General features: G+C 73.8%; 17 protein-coding genes. 1 reads left to right on the top strand and 16 read right to left on the bottom strand.

All coding sequences use genetic code 11. The features are described from left to right. Positions 1 to 109: 109 nt before the first annotated feature. From O7613_RS07380 to O7613_RS07325, 12 genes are read right to left on the bottom strand one after another with little or no spacing between them, the layout of a single operon-like run. Positions 110 to 547, bottom strand: a complete 438-nt coding sequence (locus O7613_RS07380; RefSeq protein ID WP_282292916.1) for a RidA family protein — start codon at positions 545 to 547, stop codon at positions 110 to 112. After that, positions 544 to 1,275 (bottom strand): 4-oxalocrotonate decarboxylase, encoded by a 732-nt coding sequence (locus O7613_RS07375; RefSeq protein WP_282292915.1) that lies wholly within the window; start codon positions 1,273 to 1,275, stop codon positions 544 to 546. Before O7613_RS07375 ends, O7613_RS07380 begins: the two co-directional genes overlap by 4 nt. Continuing rightward, positions 1,272 to 2,300: a 4-hydroxy-2-oxovalerate aldolase gene (gene dmpG, locus O7613_RS07370; RefSeq protein ID WP_281583517.1), complete on the bottom strand. Its 1,029-nt coding sequence runs from the start codon at positions 2,298 to 2,300 to the stop codon at positions 1,272 to 1,274. Before dmpG ends, O7613_RS07375 begins: the two co-directional genes overlap by 4 nt. Then, positions 2,297 to 3,232: an acetaldehyde dehydrogenase (acetylating) gene (locus tag O7613_RS07365; RefSeq protein WP_281583518.1), complete on the bottom strand. Its 936-nt coding sequence runs from the start codon at positions 3,230 to 3,232 to the stop codon at positions 2,297 to 2,299. The genes dmpG and O7613_RS07365 overlap by 4 nt, the downstream gene beginning before the upstream one ends. Next, entirely contained in the window at positions 3,229 to 4,023 is a 795-nt protein-coding gene (locus O7613_RS07360) for a fumarylacetoacetate hydrolase family protein (RefSeq protein WP_282292914.1), read from the bottom strand. The genes O7613_RS07365 and O7613_RS07360 overlap by 4 nt, the downstream gene beginning before the upstream one ends. After that, positions 4,020 to 5,531 carry a 2-hydroxymuconic semialdehyde dehydrogenase gene (locus O7613_RS07355; protein WP_281583520.1) on the bottom strand — a complete coding sequence of 504 codons (1,512 nt, stop codon included), beginning with the start codon at positions 5,529 to 5,531 and terminating at the stop codon, positions 4,020 to 4,022. The genes O7613_RS07360 and O7613_RS07355 overlap by 4 nt, the downstream gene beginning before the upstream one ends. Before the next feature lie 15 nt (positions 5,532 to 5,546). After that, complete coding sequence (locus O7613_RS07350; RefSeq protein ID WP_281583521.1) at positions 5,547 to 5,813, bottom strand: EutN/CcmL family microcompartment protein; 267 nt, start codon at positions 5,811 to 5,813, stop codon at positions 5,547 to 5,549. Continuing rightward, positions 5,813 to 6,139, bottom strand: coding sequence for a BMC domain-containing protein (locus O7613_RS07345; RefSeq protein WP_281583522.1), 327 nt, complete (start codon positions 6,137 to 6,139; stop codon positions 5,813 to 5,815). Before O7613_RS07345 ends, O7613_RS07350 begins: the two co-directional genes overlap by 1 nt. A gap of 22 nt (positions 6,140 to 6,161) precedes the next feature. Beyond that, complete coding sequence (locus O7613_RS07340) at positions 6,162 to 6,452, bottom strand: BMC domain-containing protein (RefSeq protein ID WP_018783793.1); 291 nt, start codon at positions 6,450 to 6,452, stop codon at positions 6,162 to 6,164. A 10-nt stretch (positions 6,453 to 6,462) separates the two neighbouring features. Beyond that, positions 6,463 to 7,299 carry a 2-amino-5-chlorophenol 1,6-dioxygenase subunit alpha gene (locus O7613_RS07335; protein ID WP_281583523.1) on the bottom strand — a complete coding sequence of 279 codons (837 nt, stop codon included), beginning with the start codon at positions 7,297 to 7,299 and terminating at the stop codon, positions 6,463 to 6,465. Further along, positions 7,292 to 8,275, bottom strand: a complete 984-nt coding sequence (locus tag O7613_RS07330; protein WP_281583524.1) for a tRNA U-34 5-methylaminomethyl-2-thiouridine biosynthesis protein — start codon at positions 8,273 to 8,275, stop codon at positions 7,292 to 7,294. Before O7613_RS07330 ends, O7613_RS07335 begins: the two co-directional genes overlap by 8 nt. Next, the gene (locus O7613_RS07325) at positions 8,272 to 10,290 is read right to left on the bottom strand and encodes a hydantoinase B/oxoprolinase family protein (RefSeq protein ID WP_281583525.1); all 2,019 of its coding nucleotides are present in this window, start codon (positions 10,288 to 10,290) and stop codon (positions 8,272 to 8,274) included. The genes O7613_RS07330 and O7613_RS07325 overlap by 4 nt, the downstream gene beginning before the upstream one ends. Positions 10,291 to 10,403: 113 nt before the next feature. On the opposite strand from O7613_RS07325, the gene O7613_RS07320 reads away from it, so the two are divergent. Next, complete coding sequence (locus tag O7613_RS07320) at positions 10,404 to 11,228, top strand: IclR family transcriptional regulator (protein ID WP_281583526.1); 825 nt, start codon at positions 10,404 to 10,406, stop codon at positions 11,226 to 11,228. Positions 11,229 to 11,317: 89 nt separating this feature from the next. Here O7613_RS07320 and O7613_RS07315 read toward each other — a convergent pair whose 3' ends face one another. The 4 genes from O7613_RS07315 to O7613_RS07300 are packed head-to-tail and all read right to left on the bottom strand — an operon-like array spanning position 11,318 to position 16,606. Further along, positions 11,318 to 12,937: a thiamine pyrophosphate-binding protein gene (locus O7613_RS07315; protein WP_282292910.1), complete on the bottom strand. Its 1,620-nt coding sequence runs from the start codon at positions 12,935 to 12,937 to the stop codon at positions 11,318 to 11,320. Continuing rightward, positions 12,934 to 13,689, bottom strand: coding sequence for an enoyl-CoA hydratase/isomerase family protein (locus O7613_RS07310; RefSeq protein ID WP_282292908.1), 756 nt, complete (start codon positions 13,687 to 13,689; stop codon positions 12,934 to 12,936). The genes O7613_RS07315 and O7613_RS07310 overlap by 4 nt, the downstream gene beginning before the upstream one ends. Next, complete coding sequence (gene purB / locus O7613_RS07305; protein WP_282292906.1) at positions 13,686 to 15,044, bottom strand: adenylosuccinate lyase; 1,359 nt, start codon at positions 15,042 to 15,044, stop codon at positions 13,686 to 13,688. Before purB ends, O7613_RS07310 begins: the two co-directional genes overlap by 4 nt. Further along, on the bottom strand, positions 15,044 to 16,606 hold the full coding sequence (locus tag O7613_RS07300) for a class I adenylate-forming enzyme family protein (protein WP_282292904.1): 1,563 nt from the start codon (positions 16,604 to 16,606) through the stop codon (positions 15,044 to 15,046). The genes purB and O7613_RS07300 overlap by 1 nt, the downstream gene beginning before the upstream one ends. Between the last annotated feature and the right edge of the window lies 1 nt (position 16,607).

Raw genomic sequence — 16,607 nt, 5'->3', positions numbered from 1 at the left:
CAGCGACCTCGTCAGCTCGCGTGGCCGAACAGCCTTCGGCCGTTACACGCCGGTAAACGAATGTTCACGTTAACATCGACGTCTGTCAAGGTATGGGCGAGCAGCCCCGTCAGCGGGTCGCGCGGCGGCGCCCCACCGCCTGGATCTCGATGAGCAGGTGCGGGTGCGGCAACTGGTGCACCGCCACAGTGGTGCGGGTCGGGCCGGTCTCGTCGAAGTACTCGGCGTACACCTCGTTGTAGCCGCCGAAGTCGTTCATGTTGACCAGATACGTGGTGACCTGGACCAGATCGGCAAGGTCGGCGTCGACGGAGCGCAGGATGTCGCGGATGGTGTCGAGGACGGCGCGGGTCTGCGCGCGGATGTCGAGGTCGGTGACGCCCATCGGGTCCACCCGGGCGCCGGCGATGCTGTTGTCCGGTCGGCGGCTGGACGTACCCGAGACGAAGATCAGGTCGCCGGCGACCCGGACGTGCGGGAACCGGCCGCGCGGCGTGGCCAGGCCGGGCACCACCCCGCCCGGGTCGGCCCCGCTCCGCCCGGTCACGACCCGACCCGCAGGGACGCCGTGCCGAGCTTCTCGACGGTGACCCGGACGTGCGCGCTGCCGCGCAGCGGGACGGCGGCGGTGGCCGCGCCAGCGAGCAGGACCGCGCCGTCGGCCAGGTCCACGCCGTACGCGCCGGCGAGCCGGACCGCGTCGGGCAGGGCCCGCCGGGGATCGCCGAGGATGGCCGCCGTCGACCCGACCTGGACGGCGCGTCCGTCGACCTCCAGCAGCACGCCGAGGTTGTCGATCCCGGCCGGCACCGGCTGCCAGGCGCCGAGCACGAAGCCGCTCGCCGAGGTGTTGTCGGCGACGACCTCGGGCAGCGTGAAGCGGAAGTCGACGTACCGGGAGTCGATGACCTCGATCGCCGGCGCGACCGCCGTGATCGCGCCGCCCTCGACGAGGAAGGCGACCTCCGGTTCCGCCTTCGGGTGGAGGTGGTCGGCGAGCCGGAGCGTGCCGCCGTCGGGGATGCGCATGGCGTCGGTGAGGCGACCCCAGATGACCTCGTCGACGCCCATCTGCGCCATCTTGGCCCGGCTGGTCAGCCCCAGCTTCAGCCCGACCGGGCGTTCGCCGCGGGCCACCCGGCGCGCGACGACGGCCTCCTGCACCCGGTAGGCGGTGGGCACGTCCAGGCCGACGTCGGCGCCGAGCTGCGGGACCGCGACCCGGCTGGTCGCCGCCGCGTCGAGACGCGCGGCGAGCTGGTCGACGGTGGTCATCGGTCCCCTCCGGTCCGGGCGGTGGCGGTGGCCAGGTCGAGGGCCACGTCGACGATCATGTCCTCCTGCCCGCCGACCATGCGGCGGCGGCCGAGTTCGACAAGGATCGAGCGGACGTCCACGCCGTAGCGCTCCGACGCCGATTCGGCGTGCCGCAGGAAGCTGGAGTAGACCCCCGCGTAGCCGAGGGTGAGCGTCTCCCGGTCCACCCGGACCGGCCGGTCCTGCAACGGCCGCACCAGGTCGTCGGCCGCGTCCATCAACGCGAACACGTCGCAGCCGTGCTCCCAGCCGTGCAGTTCGGCGACGGCGACGAACACCTCCAGGGGCGCGTTCCCGGCGCCCGCGCCGTGCCCGGCCAGGCTGGCGTCGACCCGGACGGTGCCGTGTTCGACCGCCGCCACGCTGTTCGCCACGCCGAGGGACAGGTTGTGGTGGGCGTGGATGCCGATCTGCGTCGCCGGGTCGAGGACCTGACGGTACGCGTCGACCCGCTCGGCGACGTCCCGGGTCAGCAGCCGGCCGCCGGAGTCGGTGACGTAGACGCAGTGCGCGCCGTAGGACTCCATCAGCTTCGCCTGCTCGGCCAGGGCCGCCGGCTCGTTCATGTGCGACATCATCAGGAACCCGGACACGTCCATGCCGTTGTCGCGCGCCCACCCGATGTGCTGCGCGGAGATGTCCGCCTCGGTGCAGTGCGTGGCGATCCGCACGCTCGTCACGCCGAGGTCGCGGGCGGCCCTGAGGTCGGCGATCGTGCCGATGCCGGGCAGCAGGAGCGTGGTCAGCCGGGCGGTGGTGACCGCCTCCGCCGCCGCCGCGATCCAGTCCGCGTCGGAGGCGGCCCCGTGCCCGTAGTTCACGCTCGAACCGGCCAGCCCGTCGCCGTGCGCGACCTCGATCGCCGCGACTCCGGCCGCGTCGAGCGCGGCGGTGATCGACCGGACCTGGTCGACGGTGAACCGGTGCCGCACCGCGTGCATGCCGTCCCGCAGCGTCACGTCCTGGATGTACAGCCCGGTCATGCCGGTACCTCCCGCTCGGCGCGTCGTGCGACCATCCGCTCCGCCGTCCGCAACGCGGCCGACGTCATGATGTCCAGGTTGCCGGCGTACGCCGGCAGGTAGTGCCCGGCCCCGGACACCTCCAGGAACACCGACACCTGCACCCCGGTGAACCGGCCGCCGAGCGCCGGCACGTAGGTGTCCACGGGGTCGAACTGCACCTGCTGCTTGAGCCGGTAGCCGGGCACGTACCCGGCGACGTCGGCGACCATCGCCTCGACCGACGCCGCGACGGCCGCCCGGTCGACGTCCGGGTCGGGGCACAGGCAGTAGACGGTGTCCCGCATCAGCAACGGCGGTTCCGCCGGGTTCAGCACGATGATCGCCTTGCCGGCGCGGGCGCCGCCGACGACCTCGATCGCCCGCGCCGTGGTCTCGGTGAACTCGTCGATGTTCGCCCGGGTGCCCGGGCCCGCCGAGCGCGACGCGATCGATGCGACGATCTCCGCGTACCGCACGGGTGTCACCCGGCCGACGGCAGCGACGACGGGTACGGTCGCCTGGCCGCCGCAGGTCACCATGTTCACGTTCGGCTCGTCCAGGTGCTCGTCCAGGTTGACCGGCGGCACCACGTACGGGCCGACCGCGGCCGGGGTCAGGTCGACCACCAGCCGGCCGTGCTCGCGCAGCAGCGCGGCGTGCCGGCGGTGGGCTCCGGCCGACGTCGCGTCGAACACCACCGCCACGTCGGCGAACTCCGGCATCGCCAGCAGCCCGTCGATCCCGTCGGCGGTGGTGGCCACCCCGAGCCGGCGGGCCCGCGCGAGGCCGTCGGAAGCGGGGTCGACCCCGACCATCGCCACCATCCGCAGCGACTCCGACAACCGCAACACCTTGATCATCAGATCGGTGCCGATGTTCCCCGACCCGATCACCGCCACACCCGTGCTCACTGCCCCACCCCCACACCGAAACAGACCCGGACCGAACCCAGACCGGAGATACGTGCCTCGTACGCCGCGCCGGCGGTGACCGGCACCATCGGGCCGAGCGCCCCGGACAGCACCACGTCACCGGCGACGAGCGGACTGCCCGCGGCGGCCAGCTTCCGGGCCAACCACACGACCGCGTGCACGGGATGGCCGAGACAGGCCGCCCCGGCGCCGACCGACACCGGCTCCCCCGCGTGTTCGAGCACCATCCCGGCCAGCCGGAGGTCGACCTGCGACAGCGCGCGCGGCTGGTTGCCGAGGACGAACAGGCCCGAGGAGGCGTTGTCGGCGACCGTGTCCACGATCGAGATGTCCCAGTCCGCGATCCGGGAGTCCACGACCTCGATCGCCGGCAGGACGTGGTCGGTCGCCCGGATCACGTCAGCGGTGGTCGGCTGCTCGAAGGGCAGGTCCGCGCCGAGCACGAACGCCACCTCGGCCTCCACCCGGGGCTGCACCAGCCGGCCGAGGTCGATCTCGTCGCCGTCCGGGACCGCCATGTCCGCGTACAGCACCCCGAAGTCCGGCTGGTGGACGCCGAACGCCTCCTGCACCGCCCGCGACGTCAGGCCGATCTTCGCGCCGACCCGCCGCCGGCCGGCGGCCTCCCAGTCGGCGACCTGCGCCCGCTGCACCCGGTACGCCGCGTCGACGTCACCGACCGGCAGCAGGTCGCCGCGCAGCGGCGCGACCGGCTGCCCGGTCTCGTGGGCGGCGCGGAGCAGCGCCGCGGCCCGAACCACGTCGCTCATGACAGGTCCACGCAGACGTTCGTCAGTTCGGAGTAGAAGTTCAGCGAGTGGACGCCGCCCTCCCGGCCGACACCTGACGCCTTCACCCCGCCGAACGGGGTGCGCAGATCCCGCAGGAACCACGTGTTCACCCACACGATCCCGGCCTCCAGCCGGGCGCCGGCCCGGTGCGCCCGGCCCACGTCCCGGGTCCAGACGGTGCCGGCCAGCCCGTACTCGCTGTCGTTGGCCAGGGCGAACGCCTCGTCCTCGTCGTCGAACGGCGTCACGTGGCACACCGGGCCGAAGACCTCCTCCCGGTTGATCCGGGCGGTGGGGGCCAGACCGGTCAACACCGTCGGCTTGACGTAGGCGCCGCCGTCGCGGGCGTCGTCGAACCGGGGTACGCCGCCACCGGCGAGCACCGTCGCGCCGTCGGCGCGGGCCAGGTCGTAGTAGCCGAGCACCTTCTCCCGGTGCTGGTGCGAAATCAGCGGCATGTTCACCGTGGCCTCGTCGGCCGGCCAGCCGAACGTCAACTCGTCGGCCCGCTTCGCCAACCGCGCGGTGAACTCGTCGAACACCTGCCGTTGCACGAACAGCCGCTCGGTGCACAGGCAGACCTGACCGCCGTTGGTGAACGACGACCGGACCGAGCCCTCGACCGCGGCGTCGAGGTCCGCGTCCGCGAAGACCAGGCCGGCGTTCTTGCCCCCCAGCTCGAACGACACGGCCTTCACCCCGTCGGCCGCAGCCCGCATGATCGCCCCGCCGGTGGCCGACTCGCCGGTGAACGTGATCGCGTCCACCCCCGGGTGCCGGGTGAGGAACTCCCCGGCCGAGCCCGGCCCGAACCCGTGCACCACGTTGAAGACACCGTCGGGCACGCCCGCCGCCGCCATCACCTCGGCCAGTAGCGTGGCCGACGACGGCGTCTCCTCCGACGGCTTCACCACCACCGCGTTGCCGCAGGCGAGCGCCGGCGCGACCTTCCACGTCAGCAGCAGCAGCGGCAGGTTCCACGGCACGATCACCGCGACCACCCCGACCGGCTTGCGCACCGCGTAGTTGAGCGCCCGCCCGCCGGTCGGCGTGGCGGTGGTGAACGACTCCGTCGGCGCGGTCGCCACGATCTCGGCGAAGGCCCGGAAGTTGGCCGCGCCGCGTGGGATGTCGAGGGTCCGGGCCTGCGAGATCGACTTGCCGGTGTCACCGACCTCGGCCGCCACCAGGTCCTCGAACCGGCGCTCCAGTTCGTCGGCGACCCGGTACAGGACCGCGGCGCGGTCCCGCTCACCCATCCGGCCCCACGGCCCGCGCACCGCCGACCGCGCCGCGGCCACCGCCGCGTCCACGGTGGACTCGTCGGCCTCGGCGACGTGGCGGATGGTGTCGCCGGTGACCGGCGAGACCTTGGGGAAGCGCGCGCCGGACGTGTCGAACTCGCCGTCGACGAAGTTCGGCAGCACGGTCGGCTCGCCGGCCGGCCGGCCGGCGAGCAGGCTCGGGGACCAGAGCCCGTCGGTCATCAGGGGCACCTCTCGTCAGGCGGTGGTGGGCGCGGAGTCGGTGGCGTCGGGGTCGGCGATCAGGGCGACGACCGCGGCGTCGACAGTGGTCTCACCGGCCACCGCGGCGGCTGCCTCGTCGGTGACGACCAGGACGGTGGTGCCGACACCGACGTTCAGCGGATCGACGGCGACCAGGTCGGGGCCGTCGGGCCGGACCCGGACCAGGACGAGCCGCCGGCCCTGGAGCGGGGTCAGGATGCGGTCCGCCCACACCTTGCCGACGACCTCGCCGAGCACCATCAGCCTTCTCCGCGCAGGGCGGCCATGACCTCGCGGATCCGGGCGGTCTCCGGGCCGTCCAGCAGCGCCGCGGTGGTCGGGTGCGGCTTGGGGTAGATCTGCGAGCTGCGCAGCTCGCCGTGGGCCTTGACGGCGGCCTCGCCGGCCGAGACGGCCTGCCGGACGGCGGCGAGGGTGCCACGTACGGCGGCGGCGAGGTAGCCGCTGGTGACCCGTTCGACGCCGACACACCTGACGTCGGCAGTCTTGATCATGGCTTCGATGCCCGCCGAAAGGGCCACGATGCCGCGGGTCTCGATGATTCCGATAGCGATGTCGGACGACATGTCTGGTTCTCCTGTCCGGGCGTCAGTTGCCGACGAGTTGGGGGTCGGCCGCCAGCGCGCTGACGGCGTCGCAGGGGCTCGCGAAGACGATCGATCGCACCGAGCGGCTCTTGGCCCGCGCGGTCTCCTCACCGATGTCGACGGCTTCCTCGACGGTCGCGAGGTCACCGCGTACGGCGACGGCGACGATGCCGCCGCCGAGCCGGACGACCTTGGTCACCTCGACCTCGGTGGCCTTCACCATCGCGTCGACGGCGTCGAAGACGGGGGTGAAGCCTTCGGCTTCGACGAAGCCCACGGCCATGTTCCGCATGGTCTCTCCTCTAGTGATCGGTCAGGTTCCAGGACAGGACTGCGCCGCCGGTGCCCCAGATCGGGCCGTAGGCGTGCAGGTGAGCCGGGCCGGTGGCCGCGTTCGCGCCGGCGGCGAAGGCCAAGGCCCGGAACTGGCTGTCGGCCTGCGCCTGCCGGGCGAAGTCCTCCCGCACGGCGAGCGCCTCGTCGACCTTGCCGCTGGTGAGCAGGTCGATGATGCGGGTGTTCCACTGCTCGTGGCCGGGTTCGCCGATGCGGTCCTGGCCGGGCTCGATCCACTGTTGGAGGAGCCCGGAGGACATCCCGGTCACCACGACGACGGCGGCGCGCAGGCCGGCGTCGCGCGCGGCGGCGGCGCCGGCCCGGCCCACCTCGGCGAGCGTCCCGGCGTCGGCGTAGAGGTTGCAGGAGACCTGCGCCCAGCGGAGCTTGCGCTCCGGGTCGAGCAGCGCGGAGGTGACGATGGTGCCGGCGTCGATCGGGAACCCCTCGTAGCGGGTCCGCCGGGCCTGCAACCCGCCGGCCTGGACCCGGTCGGCCCAGCGTTCGGTGAAGTCGACGTCGAACCGCAGGTCGTAGTCGAGCACGCCGTAGTCGTAGGCGTACCAGTTCTCGTCGACGTGCTGGCCGCGCGGGTTGGGGTCGCACTGGAACTGGTGGCCGAGGACGGTGAACCACTGGGTCGACAGCAGCAGCACCACGTCGGGGTCGAGGCGGCGCAGCCGGGCGCCGACGTCGCGGGCCCCGTCGGCGAGCGCCGACCAGCTCGGCGCGGGGTCGTCGGCGAGCAGGTGCGGCATGCCGGGCAGCAGCGCCCCGGCGACGATCCCGGTCCGGTCAGCCATGGTGGCTCCCCTCGGGCAGCCACTCCACCACCGCGTTGCCGGTGCCGATGATCGTGCCGTAGCCGAGCACGTCGCCGGCGACCTTCGGCCAGCCCATCGCGGCGAGCATCCAGGTGAGGCTGCCGGCCTTGGTCTCCGAGGCGGTCGCCTCGATGTGTTCGACGATGAGTTCGCGCAGCGGCGCGGTCGGCCCGCGCCGGATCGCCTCCAGCAGCTTCATGTCCCACCGGTACTGGTGGTTGTTGTACGGGTGTTCCCGTTCCATGTCCTCGGGCAGTTCGGGTTCCTCGTGCCAGTGCAGGTGCGACAGCGAGTTGGAGGCGAGCAGCACGGCCCGCCGCCCGGTGGCCTCGACGGCCCGCCGGGTGGCCTCGCCCAGCACCTCCATCTCCTCCAGCGACGCGTCGGAGTAGAAGTACGGGTTGTTGTTCGCCGACAGCGACACCACCGGGATGTCCCAGGCCGGGTTCGCCAGGTGCAGGGCGCCGATGGTGGCGTAGTCGACGCGTACCCGGGGGTCCCGCATCGTGCGGGTGACCAGCCCGAGCCCGCTGGCCTCCGCGGCGATCGCCTCGCCGAGTTCGACGTCGCTGCGGAAGTCGTAGCGGTAGCGGAACAGGTGCGGGAAGATCGGCTCGACGGAGATGCCGCGCGGGTTCGGCACGCAGTTGACGTGGTGGCCGACCATGGTGATCCAGTGCGGGGCGTGGACGATGAGCACGTCGGGCTTGTGCACCTCGCGGATGCGGGCCCGCAGTCGCTCGTACGCCCAGCGCAGCGTCTCCCACCCGCCGGTGGACCGGGGCTCGTTCTGCGGCGGGTTCTCGCCGTAGATCAGGTGTGGGGGGTGCGGGCTGAGGCAGCCGGCGACGATGCCGCACCGTGGCGGCGCGGTGGTGGTCGGCTGCGGGGCCCGGGGGGCGGTGGTGGCGCCGCCGCGGGCCGGTGCCAGCGGCACCCGGAATACCTTGCTCATGACCGTCCTCCCCCGGCGAGCACCCGCACGTAGGAACGGTCGTGCGGGGCGGTGCCGAGAATCTGGAGCCCGTCGTCGTCGAGGGCGAGTTCATCCGCGGCCAGGGCCGCGTCGTGCCGGATCCAGGCCCGCAGCGGGGCCGGATGTCCACCGTGGACCTCGACGAGGGTGTCCTCGGCGAGGCCGCTGCCGGGGGCCACGTACGCCAGCCGCCGCTGCCCGCGCCGACCGGTGTAGGCCGGGTGGGCGGTGACCGTGGTGCGCAGCCAGCGCCGTTCCTCGCGCAGCCGCGCCCGGCGGGCGGTGGTCGCGGTCGCGTCGACGTGGCCGGCCGGGTCGAGCACGACGCCGTAGCGCCGCTCGGCCTCGGCGGCGGTCAGGTATTCCTGGGCGACGTCCTCGGCCACGTCCTCGGGCAGCCGCTCCAGCGGGTCGCCCCAGCCCCCGCCGCCGGCCGACTCCATCACCAGCACGTCACCGGCGCGCATCGGGAAACCGGCGACCTTGCCGGGGGTGGCGAAGTCGACGCGCTCGCCGTCGGGCCGCCGGATGTGGGTCACGGTGGGCGCGCCGGGCCCGCCGTGCCGCAGCCCGTACGGCGGGACCGTGGTCCGGTCGGTCTGCACCGAGTACGCGCCGCCGCTTGCGAGCAGGCGGGTCTCCCGGCGGCTGCCGAGCCCGCCGCGGCGTACCCCGTCGCCGCAGGAACCGACGCGCAGCTCGCACGCCTCGACGAGGATCGGGATCTCGGTCTCCAGCCGTTCGACGGACTGGATGGTGGAGATGTCGCCGAGGTCGACGGGGTTCATCGCGCTCGGTCCGTCGGATTCGAGGAACCCGCCGTTGCCACCCGCCGGGTAGTCGTAGTAAAGGTAGGGCCGTCCGGTGTGCTCGTCGACGCCGCCGATGAGGTTCTGGAAGGTGGTGCCGAACTGGTCGGCGGCGATGAGGTCGGGCGCGACCTGGCTGAGGGCGGCCATGACGGCCGAGATGACCCGCTTGCGGACCTCGCTGTGCGCGTTGGCCGGGGCCGGATAGCTGACGTGCGCGACGGTGCCCGGCTCGGTGAGCACCCGCAGCGGCCGGAACGCGCCGTGGTTGACCAGGCCGCCGGGGTCCAGCGCCGACTTGACCGCGATGAAGACGCCCGCGACGGTCATCGCGCGGGAGGAGTTCACCACGGCCGCCACCTGTTTCGACGAGCCGCGGAAGTCGGCCTCGATCTCGTCGCCGTCGACGGTGAGCCGGCACCGCACGATGGCGGCGTCGTAGTCCCCGTCGGTGTAGAGGTCGAGGTAGTCCTCGTAGTGGTAGGTGCCGTCGGGCAGGGCCCGGATCATGTCGCGCAGCCGCTGCTCGGTGCGGTCCATGTTGGCGGCGACGGATTCGCCGATCAAATCGGCGCCGTGGCGGGCGACGAGCTCGCGCAGCCGCCGTTCGGCGGTGTGGCAGGCGGCGATGCTGGATTCGAGGTCGCCGCGGCGTTCCTCGGCCATCCGCACGTTGGCGAAGACGATGTCGAACGCGGCCCGGTTGGGCCGGCCCTGTTCGATCAGCCTGATCGGCGGGATCCGCAGCCCCTCCTGGAGGATTTCGGTGGCCTGGCCGGAGACGCTGCCCGGGGTCATGCCGCCGATGTCCGCCCAGTGCATGCGCACGCAGGGGAAGAGGAAGAGCTTCCCGTCGACGAAGACCGGGCTGATCAGGGTCACGTCGTTGAGGTGGCTGCCGCCGCGGTAGGGGTCGTTGACGATGTAGAGGTCGCCGGGGCGCATCTCGTCGGCGAAGTCGGCGAAGATCTCGGCGACCGAGGCCGGCATGGCGATGACGTGACCGGGCATGTCCCGGCCCTGGGCGACCATCTGCCCCTGCGGGTCGAACAGCGCGCACGAGAAGTCCTGCGCGTCGGCGATCACCGGCGAGTGCGCCGTGCGGAAGATCGTCTGTCGCATCTCCCGGACGATCGAGATGAGACCTTCGGTGACGACTTCCAGGTCGATCGGGTTCACAGTCATGCGAATGCCTCACTGGTTCCGGTTCGCTGCCGGGCTGGGACCATCGGGCTGGACCATAATGTGGTCCTAGAGTTATATTATGAAACCTAGCAACCGAGAAGGTGGGAAGCAAGATGTCGTACGCCACTGACGCCGGCCCGGACGCCGGGCCGCTCCCCCGCGAGTCCGGCACGCAGGCGCTGGACCGCGCGCTCAGCGTGCTGCTCGCCTTCCGCGGCACCGAGGCCGAACGCAAGGTCAGCGACGTCAGCCGGGAGCTCGGCCTGCACAAGTCGACCGCCAGCCGGCTGTTCCGCGCGCTCGCCGACGCCGGTTTCCTGCACCGCAACGAGGAGAACGGGAACTACCGGCTCGGCGTCACCGTGTTCGAGCTCGGCGCGCGCTACCTCGCCGGCCTCGACCTGCACACCGTCGCCCGACCGCTGGTGCACCGGCTGGCCGAGGAGGAGGGCGAGAGCGTCAACCTGTCGGTCCGGGAGGGCCTCGACGCGATCTCGCTGCACGTCGTGCAGGGCACCCGCAACCTCCAGCTCGTCTCCCGGCTCGGCCGGCGCATCCCGCTGTGGTGCAGCGCCGCCGGCAAGGCCCTGCTGATCGACTCCGACGAGGCGGCGCTGCGGGCCATGCTCGCCACCGCGCCGTTCACCGCCCTGACCGGCAACACCATCACCGACCTGGACACGTTCGTGGCCCGGATGGCGACCGTCCGGCAGCAGGGCTGGGCGCTCAACGACCAGGAGAGCGAGGAGGGGCTGCGGGTCGTGGCCGCCCCGGTCCGCGACCGCCACGGCCGGGTCACCGGCGCGATAAGCATCTCCGGCCCGATCTTCCGGCTCGACGAGACCCGGGTGGCGGAACTGGCCGCGGCGGCCCGCCGGACTGCCGACGAGCTGTCCCACCAGCTCGGCCACGGCTTCGGCGACGTCTGGGGCGACTGAGACGGTCGCCGGGGCGACTGAGACGGTCGCCGGGGCGACTGAGACGGTCGCCGGGGCGACTGAGACGGTCGCCGGGGCGGCTGGGGCGGTCAAAACTTCTCCTGCACTACGTCGGGGCGGATCCGCACGTGCAGCACCGCCGGCCCGGCCAGCGGCAGCACCTCGTCGAAGGCCGCCCGCGCGCCCGCCGGGTCGGTGACCGTCCACGCCGGCAGCCCGAGCGCGCGGGCCACCGCCGCGAGGTCCCGCGCGGGGAAACGGGCCAGCGCCGGGTCCACCCCGCGCGGGGCCAGCTTGCGCACCTCCGCGCCGTACGCGGCGTCGTCGAGCAGCACCAGCAGCACCGGCGCGCCGACCCGGGCCAGGGTGTCCAGCTCGCCGAGCCCGGTGAGCAGGCTGCCGTCGCCCTCGAAGGCGACCACCGGCCGGTCGGGCCGGCCCACGGCGGCGCCCACCGCGAACGGCAGCCCCACGCCGATGCTGCCGAACTCCCACGGCGCGAGGAACGACCTGTCGGTCGCGGCCGAGTCGAGCAGCAGGTTGGGCCAGCCGCCGAAGTGACCGACGCCGACCACTGTGGTCCGCTCGCGCGGCAGGCGCTCGGCGCAGATCCGGATGAATTCCCGGGGATCGATCCGGCCCGGCCGGGACTCGATGTCCAGGCCCGCGAACGGGTCGGCGACCGCCAGTTCGGCGGCCAGGTCTGGGCTGCGCCACTCCGGCCGGGCCACCGGCGTCAGCGCCGCCGACACCGCCCGGGCCGTCTCCCCCGCGTCGCCGACCACCCCGGCGGCCACCGGCCAGCGGGCCCCGATCGCCGCCGGATCGACGTCCACGCCGACCACCACCGCGTCCGGGAAGAGCGCGCCGTGGTCGGCGGTCCACCGGTTGAGCCCGGCGCCGAACGTCACCACCAGGTCCGCCCCGGCCAGGGTCCGCCGGGACAGCGGCCGGGACAGCCCCCCGGCCACCCCGAGGTCGTACGGGTGCCCGGTGAACAGGCCGGCGGCCATCAGCGTGGTGGCGAGCAGGGCCCCACTGCGGTCGGCGAGTTCCCGGATCGCGGCGGCGGACGGTTCGGCGCCCCGGCCGGCGAGCAGCACCGGGCGGTGCGCCGACCGCAGCCGTCGCGCCAGCGCCTCGACGTCGGTCGGATCCGGCACGAGCGGGCGCGGCGCGCGGGGCGCCACCGGCGGCGCGAGCACCGGGCCGGGTGGCGCCGGCGCGTCGGCCAGGTCGATCGGCACGTTCAGCACGACCGGGCCGGGCCGCTCGCGGGCCGCCCGGAAGGCCAACCCGACGTCGCGTACGGCGGTCGAGGCGGCGGCCACCGGCACGAACGCGCCCGCGGTCGCCAGCGCGTACGGCTGCTGGTCGAAGTGCTGCACGTGCAGCGGGTCGCCGGGCGGGGTGTCGCCGGCGATCAGGACCAGCGGGGTGCGGGCCTGCCGGGCGATGGTCAACGCCGCGCCGGCCACCGCCAGCCCCGGCCCCTGGGTGACCGTGGCGACCGCGCACCGGCCGGTGCTGCGGGCGTACCCGTCGGCCATCATCACCGCGGCGTTCTCGTTGCGGGCCGCGACGAAGCGCACGCCGTGCCGCTGCACCAGGTCGGCGACGAGGAACATGTTGGCGTCGCCGAGCAGGCCGAACACGGTGTCGACGCCGTGCGCGACGACGGCGTCGGCGATCGCCTCGAAGACCTTCACCGCGCACCCCCGTCGAGGTAGTCGCCCGGCGGGCGCAGCGCCACGCTCAACGCGCCGAGGTAGGAGTCGTTCGCCACCGCGTCGAACCGCGGGCCGGCCAGCCGGGCGGCGCGTTTGGTCATCGACCGGCCGACCGGCGAGGTGGCGAGCAGCCGGTCCGTGATGCGGTCGACGGCGTCCGGCAGCCCGCCGGCGTCGACCACGCCGCTGACCAGGCGCAGGTCAAGCAGTTCGGCGGGTTCGACCCGCTCGCCGAGCAGCAGCCAGCGCTTGGCCAGGTCCGCGCCGACCAGGTCGGCGAGGATCGCCATGCCGCTCCAGGTCAACGGGATGCCGAAGGTCACCTCGGGGAAGGTGAAGAACGTGCTGTCGGCGGCCACCCGCAGGTCGGAGGCGAGCCCGAGCACGGCGCCCGAGCCGATCGCCGGCCCGTTGAAGGCGGCGACCGTGGTCTGCTCCAACCGATACCAGCGTTCGACGAGTTCGGCGGTGCGGCGCTGCACGTGCATGGTGGTCCCGGCGTCGAGCCCGGCCAACTCCCGCAGGTCGGTGCCGGCGCAGAACGCCGTCCCCGCGCCGGTCAGCACCACCACCTCGACGGTGCGGTCCCGGCCGAGGTCGTGCAGCACGTCCTCGAAACGGGCGAGCATGGCGAGATCGAAGCTGTTGCGGCGGGACGGCCGGTTCAACGTCACCCGGGCCAGTCGCCCGGAGCGGTCCACCAGCACGGACTGGTCAGTGGTCATGGTCATGGTGACTCCGAGGTCAGAAGGGCCCGGTCGACGAGCGCGGCGGCGTGCCCGACGTACGACAGCGGGTCGAGCAGCCCGGCCAGGTCGGTGCCGGGCAGGGCGGCGGCCACCTGCGGGTCGGCGCGCAGCACGTCGGCGAACGGCCGGTTCTGTTCCAGGCTGTCGCGGACGATCCGCATCACCAGGTGGTGGGCCTGTTCCCGGCCGAGTGGCTCGGCGAGGCGGAGCATGACCGCCTCGGAGAGCACCAGCCCGCCGGTGAGGTCCAGGTTGGACCGCATCCGGTCCGGGTTGACGCCGAGGTCGCCGAAGACCTCGACCAGCCGTTCCAGCGCGCCGCCGATGAGGATGAAGCACTCCGGCAGCAGCTTCCACAGCGTCATGCCGACGCCCATGTCGCGGTCGTCCTGGGCGACCATGGTCTGCAACGCCAGCGGCACCTGCGCGCGCAGCGTGCCGGCGGCGGCGATCACCGCCTCGCACCGGATCGGGTTGCGCTTGTGCGGCATCGTGCTGCTGCCGACCTGGGTGGCGCGCTGCGGCTCGTACGCCTCACCGACCTCGGTGCGCCCGAGGAAGTAGACCTCCCGGGCCAGCTTCTCGGCGCTGGCGGCGACAAGCCCGAGGACCATCAGGCACTCGGCGAACCGGTCCGACGTGGCGTGCCACGGGGTGTCCGCGACGCCGAGGCCGAGTTCGTCGGCCACCGCGCGTTCCAGGGCGAACGCCTGCGGGCCGTAGCCGGCCATCGTGCCGGCGGCTCCGCCCATGCTCGTCACGAGCAGCCGGGCCCGCATCTGGGCCAGCCGCGCCCGGTGCCGTTGCAGCTCGCTCTGCCACACCGCGCAGCGCAGCCCGAACGTGGTCGGCAGCGCCTGCTGGCCGTGGGTGCGGGCCGGCATCGGGGTGGCCCGGTGCCGCAGCGCCAACCGGCGCAGGATGCGCACCAGCTCGTCGACCTGGCGCGCGACGATGTCCAGGCCGGCCCGGGCCCGCAGCACGAACCCGGTGTCCATCACGTCCTGGGTGGTCGCGCCGAGGTGGACGTAACGGCCGGCGTCGTCGGAGCACGCGGCGGTCAGCGCCCGGACCAGCGGCACCAGCGGGTGCACGGTGTCCGCGGCGTCGGCGGCGAGCACCGCCGTGTCGAGCCGGTCGAGCCGGGCCGCGTCGGTGATGGCCCGGGCCGCGGTCGACGGGATGACGCCGAGGCCGGCCTGGGCGCGGGCCAGGGCCGCCTCGACGTCGAGCCAGGACTGCATGAGCTGACGGTCGTTGAAGACCCCCCGCATCTCGGCGTTGCCGAAGAAGCTGGTGACGGTCAACGAGTCCAGGAAACACGAGCCGAGTTGCATCAGCGCTCCTCCTCACCGGTGAGCAGGCCGAGCGCGGCGCGCCTGTCGACCTTGCCGGACGGCAGCAACGGCAGGCCCGGCACCGTGCGGATCAGCGTCGGCACCTTGTGCCGGGCCAGTCGGGCGGCGGCGGTCGCGGCGAGCCGGTCGGGGTCGGCCTCGGCGCCCGCGGCGGCGACGACGAGCACGCCGACCTCCTCGCCCCACCGCGGCGACGGCACCCCGAGCACACACACCTGGGCGACCGTCGGGTCGTCGAGCAGCGCCGCCTCCACCTCGGCCGGGCTGACGTTCTCGCCACCCCGGATGATCAGTTCCTTGACCCGGCCGGTGAGGGTGAGGACCCGGTCGCCGTCGAGCGCGCCCAGGTCACCGGTACGCAGCCACCCGTCGTCGGTGAGCGCGGCCCGGGTGGCGACCGGGTCGTCGAGGTAGCCGGCGGTCACCGACTCGCCGCGTACCAGCAGCTCGCCGGGCTGGCCGGCGGGCAGTTCGGTCCGGGTGCCCGGCGCGACGACGACGGCGCACAGGTCCGGCACGATCCGGCCGACGGTGTCGCCGGGCGGGCCGCAGCTTCCGTCCCCGGGGTCGACGCTTATCGTCGGCCCGGCCTCGGTCTGCCCGTAGATCACCGCGATCCGGTCCAGCCCGAACACCCGCCGGGTCCGGGCGAGCAGCGCCGGCGCGCACGCGGCGCCGCCGAGGAAGCCGACCCGCAGCGAGGACAGGTCGAAGCGCTCGGGCGCGGGCTCGACGGTGTCGGCGAGCATCGTCGCCATCGTCGGCACGGCCTGGAGCACGGTGCACCGGTGCCGGGCGATCTGGGCCAGCACCGGCTCGGAGCGGAACCGGCGGACCGACACCCACAGCGCCCCGGTGACAAGCGCCAGCACGGCGCCGCTGCCGAGGCCGGCCGCGTGCGCCAGGGGCAGCGGCGAGGCGATCCGGTCGTCAGCGCCGAGCCGGGCGGCGTCGGCCGTCCAGCGGGCGTTGGCGACCAAGTTGCGGGCGCTGAGCGCCACCATCTTGGCCGGGCCGGTCGAGCCCGAGGTGAACTGGATGTTCAGGGTCGCGTCGGGGTGTCCGGCCGGGGCCGGCGCCGGGCCGGCCCAGCCGGGCAACCCGGACAGGTCGTCGCCGAACGTGTGCCAGCCGTCCGGGCGGGCGTCCGGCGGCAGGGCGGCGACCGCCCGCGCGGCGGTGGCCTCGCCGTCGCGGTCCCGCACCCGGTCGGCGACGAAGAGCCGGCGGGGGCGGCTGCGGGCCAGCGCCGCGGTGAGTTCCGCCGCGGTCAGGCCCGGATGCAGGGTCACCAGCGCGGCGCCCCGCCAGGCCGCGGCGGCCAGCAGGACCAGCCAGCCGAGGCCGTTCTCGGCCCACACCGCGACCCGGTCGCCGCGACCGACCCCGAGCGCGGCGAGCACCCCCGCGCCCCGACCGGCGAGGTCGGCGAACTCGCCGGCCGACACCGGTCGGTCCCAGTCGTCGAAGACGTACAACGGACGGTCCGGTGCCTGGGCGGCGCGGTCCAGGACGGTGGCGTCGAAGGCGGGCGGGATCACC

It is taken from the genome of Micromonospora sp. WMMD975 (assembly GCF_029581215.1).
Classification (GTDB): Bacteria; Actinomycetota; Actinomycetes; order Mycobacteriales; family Micromonosporaceae; genus Micromonospora.
Note: the sequence above shows the minus strand (reverse complement) of the source record. Positions and strands in the feature narration are given on the sequence as shown.

Excerpts from the sequence above, each read along its gene's own strand:
- O7613_RS07350 (WP_281583521.1), bottom strand. The coding sequence starts at position 5,813 with ATGGTGCTCGGCGAGGTCGTCGGCAAGGTGTGGGCGGACCGCATCCTG.
- O7613_RS07340 (WP_018783793.1), bottom strand. The coding sequence starts at position 6,452 with ATGCGGAACATGGCCGTGGGCTTCGTCGAAGCCGAAGGCTTCACCCCC.
- O7613_RS07355 (WP_281583520.1), bottom strand. The coding sequence starts at position 5,531 with ATGACCGACGGGCTCTGGTCCCCGAGCCTGCTCGCCGGCCGGCCGGCC.
- O7613_RS07325 (WP_281583525.1), bottom strand. The coding sequence starts at position 10,290 with ATGACTGTGAACCCGATCGACCTGGAAGTCGTCACCGAAGGTCTCATC.
- O7613_RS07310 (WP_282292908.1), bottom strand. The coding sequence starts at position 13,689 with ATGACCATGACCACTGACCAGTCCGTGCTGGTGGACCGCTCCGGGCGA.
- O7613_RS07375 (WP_282292915.1), bottom strand. The coding sequence starts at position 1,275 with ATGACCACCGTCGACCAGCTCGCCGCGCGTCTCGACGCGGCGGCGACC.
- O7613_RS07335 (WP_281583523.1), bottom strand. The coding sequence starts at position 7,299 with ATGGCTGACCGGACCGGGATCGTCGCCGGGGCGCTGCTGCCCGGCATG.
- O7613_RS07330 (WP_281583524.1), bottom strand. The coding sequence starts at position 8,275 with ATGAGCAAGGTATTCCGGGTGCCGCTGGCACCGGCCCGCGGCGGCGCC.
- dmpG (WP_281583517.1), bottom strand. The coding sequence starts at position 2,300 with ATGACCGGGCTGTACATCCAGGACGTGACGCTGCGGGACGGCATGCAC.
- purB (WP_282292906.1), bottom strand. The coding sequence starts at position 15,044 with ATGCAACTCGGCTCGTGTTTCCTGGACTCGTTGACCGTCACCAGCTTC.
- O7613_RS07320 (WP_281583526.1), top strand. The coding sequence starts at position 10,404 with ATGTCGTACGCCACTGACGCCGGCCCGGACGCCGGGCCGCTCCCCCGC.
- O7613_RS07360 (WP_282292914.1), bottom strand. The coding sequence starts at position 4,023 with ATGAGCGACGTGGTTCGGGCCGCGGCGCTGCTCCGCGCCGCCCACGAG.
- O7613_RS07345 (WP_281583522.1), bottom strand. The coding sequence starts at position 6,139 with ATGTCGTCCGACATCGCTATCGGAATCATCGAGACCCGCGGCATCGTG.